The 3,159-nt window shown below is 65.4% G+C and carries 4 protein-coding genes; all 4 read right to left on the reverse strand.

Going from position 1 to position 3,159, the window contains the following annotated elements:
- Nucleotides 1-198, reverse strand: a 198-nt coding sequence (locus tag EOA28_RS30455; RefSeq protein WP_348633446.1) for an NAD(P)H-dependent oxidoreductase, incomplete at its 3' end; no start/stop codon positions are given.
- Between the two features lie 81 nt (nt 199-279).
- Nucleotides 280-900, reverse strand: coding sequence for a pyridoxamine 5'-phosphate oxidase family protein (locus EOA28_RS30460; protein ID WP_127252875.1), 621 nt, complete (start codon nt 898-900; stop codon nt 280-282).
- Between the two features lie 67 nt (nt 901-967).
- Nucleotides 968-1,624, reverse strand: a complete 657-nt coding sequence (locus EOA28_RS30465) for a septation protein A (protein WP_126080443.1) — start codon at nt 1,622-1,624, stop codon at nt 968-970.
- A 63-nt stretch (nt 1,625-1,687) separates the two neighbouring features.
- Entirely contained in the window at nt 1,688-3,154 is a 1,467-nt protein-coding gene (ftsY, locus tag EOA28_RS30470) for a signal recognition particle-docking protein FtsY (protein ID WP_245501634.1), read from the reverse strand.
- Nucleotides 3,155-3,159 lie beyond the last annotated feature (5 nt).

Genomic DNA, 3,159 nt, shown 5'->3' on the forward strand with positions numbered 1-3,159 from the left:
CGCGTACTCCGCGCAAGAGCCGATGACGCCGTCGGCCCGGGTTATCATCTCGATCAGGCGCGCCGCTTCGGGCGGCGTGCGCTCGCCCTCATCGTCGGGGTTGAAGATCGGCAGCCGGCCGAGCCCGTCATAGACCTGGACGCGACAGTCGTCAGGGGCATTGGCGGCCAGGGCGGCAAGCAGGGCCGAGTTGGTCATAGGCGGCGCGCAGGCTGCCCGATATGGCAATGATTTCGATCAAGGGAGGGCCGGACGAAAGAAGTGAGTCGTCCGGCAAGCCTACCACATGGTCTGCCGGTAATCGTCGTCCAGCTCGCGGTCGATCTCGCCGGCGCTTTCGGTGAGCGCCAGCTGGTCGCGGATGATCTGGCCGAGCGTCGGCAGGCTCGCGCGGTCATACCAGGTCTCGGGCTTCCAGAGATCGGAGCGCATGAAGGCCTTGGCGCAGTGCATATAGGCGGCCTTGACCGTCACCACGATGACGCTCTGCGGCTCCTTGCTGTCGACCGCCAGGCGTTCGCGCAACGTAGGATCGACGGTGATGCGACCGTCGCCATTGACGCGCAGCGTCTCGTTCATGCCGGGGATCAGGAAAAGCAGCCCGACCGAGGGGTTGCGGATGATGTTTTCCAGCGTGTCCAGCCGGTTGTTGCCGGGACGGTCTGGAATGGCGATGGTGTTGTTGTCGAGTATGGCGGTGAAGCCGGGCTTGTCGCCCTTGGGCGTCACATCGGCATTGCCGGCGCCGTCGGAGGATCCGATCAGCACGAAGGGGCTCTTGCCGATGAAGGAACGGCAATGGCCGTCGAGGCTCTTCAGTTCCTTCCGGATCGAGCCGTCGGTCGGCCGGGGCGTTTTGTAGATCGTCCTCAGCTCGTCATGCGTGGTGAGGAATTCCATGTCGCCCCCCTCTTATTCTGGCGCAATTCCGGACGGAAAACCGCGTCACGCTTTTCCTGGAATTGCTTTAGTTTCCGGCCTTCTCTTCCTTGGCTTTTTCCTCGAGCGAGTGGCGCATGATCAGCGGCATCTGGCTGAAGGTGAACAGCAAGGTGATCGGGATCGTGCCCCAGACCTTGAAATATAGCCAGGTCGCCTCGGAGAAGTTGCGCCACATCACCTCGTTGAGCACGGCCAGGAACAGGAAGAAAAGGCCCCAGCGGAAGGTCAGCTTGCGCCAGCCCTCGGCATCGAGCTGAAAGGCGGAATCGAAGACGTAGCCGAGCAGCGAGCGGCCGAACAGCAGCCCGCCGAGCAGGGTTACGCCGAACAGCGAGTTGATGATCGTGGGCTTCATGAAAGCGAAGGTCTTGTCCTGCAGGTAAAGCGCCAGCGCGCCGAAGACGAAGACGACGATCGCCGAGACCAGCGGCATCAGCGGCAGGCTGCGCGTGAGCAGCCAGGAGACGCCGAGCGAAAGCGCGGTCGCGACCATGAAGAAGGCCGTGGCGATCAGGATCGGCTCGCCGAGATGGGCAAGCACCGGGAATTTCTCGGCCAGCCACTCGCCACGGATGGTGGTGAAGAAGAACACCAGGCCCGGCCCAAGCTCGAGCAGGAATTTCAGGCCGGGGTTCATCGGCTTGCGGCGTGGATCGGACGGGTCGCGTTCGAGGATGTTCATAAAAGTCCTTCTTGCGCATGATCTGGCCGAAAAGCAGGCGGTCTTCCAAGATCACGCCTTTGTTCAGGCGACGCCGGCGATCGCCCTGGCAAATTCGCTGGCCGAAAACGGTTCGAGGTCGTCGACCTGCTCGCCGACACCGATGAAATAGACCGGCAGCCGGTGCTTGGCGGCGATCGCCACCAGAATACCGCCGCGCGCCGTGCCGTCCAGCTTGGTCATCACCAGCCCGTTGACGCCGGCGACGTTGCGGAAGATCTCGACCTGGTTCAGCGCATTCTGGCCGGTGGTGGCGTCGACCGTCTGCAGCACCGTGTGCGGCGCTTCCGGATCGAGTTTTCCGAGCACGCGCACGATCTTCTCCAACTCGGCCATCAGCTCGGTCTTGTTTTGCAGCCGGCCGGCCGTGTCGATGATCAAAACGTCGGAGCCGGCCTCCTTGGCCTTCTCGAAGGCGTCATAGGCGAGGCCCGCGGCGTCGGCGCCGAGCTTGGTGGCGATGACGGGCGATTTCGTGCGTTCGCCCCAGATCTTCAACTGCTCGATCGCGGCGGCGCGGAAGGTATCGCCGGCGGCCAGCATCACCTTGAGGCCGCCATCGGTGAGCTTGGCGGCCAATTTGCCGATGGTGGTGGTCTTGCCGGTGCCGTTGACGCCGACGACCAGGATGACATGCGGCTTATGGCTGAGATCGAGCTCGAGCGGTTTTGCCACCGGGCTCAGCACCTTCTCCACCTCCGCCGCCATCACGGCGCGGACTTCGGAGTCGGAGACGTCGCGGCCGTAGCGGCTGGACGCAAGCGAATCGGTGACGCGCAGCGCCGTCTCCACGCCGAGATCGGCGCGGATCAGCACGTCCTCCAGATCCTGCAGCGTGTCCTCGTCCAACTTTCGCTTGGTGAAGACTCCGGCAATGTTGCCGGTGAGCTCGCGCGAGGAGCGGGCGAGCCCTTCGCGCATGCGCTGGAACCAGGAGCGCCTTGGCGCCGGCTCCGAAGTCTTTGCCGGCTCGGCTTTCTGCTCGACCTTCTTTGAGACCGTCACCTTGCCGGCGGCGGGAGCGGACCGCGGCTCGAGGGTCGGCTGCGAGGCCGGTGCAGGCCCTACCTCCCCCTCGATGGGGGAGGTCCCGAGCGCAGCTCGGGGGTGGGGGTGACTGGCGCCAGCGTCGGCGCTGTCACCCCGCCCCGCCACTTCGTGGCGACCCTCCCCATCGAGGGGAGGGTGGGGAGCTTCATCCTTCTCGTCGTCTCTATACGGCGAGAAGGTGCCGGCAGGCGGATGAGGGGCAGCGCGGGCTTCCGAGGATGGCTCGATGGAAGGCGGCGCGGCTGGCGGCACCTCGATCGGTGCCGGCGTTTCGGCCGGAACCTCGCTCGGCGGCGTCGGCACCTCCACAGGCGCCGGCTCAGGCAGCGGTTCCGGACGCGAAGGCTCGATATCCGGCTGAGTCGGCTCAGGGGCGGGCACTTCCTGCGGCGCAGGTTCAGGCGCCGGCGCCGGCGCGGGCTCGGGTCGTGCGGGCGGCACTTCCT

The sequence above is a fragment of the Mesorhizobium sp. M2A.F.Ca.ET.067.02.1.1 genome, from assembly GCF_004023285.1.
Taxonomy (GTDB): domain Bacteria; phylum Pseudomonadota; class Alphaproteobacteria; order Rhizobiales; family Rhizobiaceae; genus Mesorhizobium.

Coding starts and splice junctions, on each gene's coding strand:
- EOA28_RS30460 (WP_127252875.1), bottom strand. CDS start 900: ATGGAATTCCTCACCACGCATGACGAGCTGAGGACGATCTACAAAACG.
- EOA28_RS30465 (WP_126080443.1), bottom strand. CDS start 1,624: ATGAACATCCTCGAACGCGACCCGTCCGATCCACGCCGCAAGCCGATG.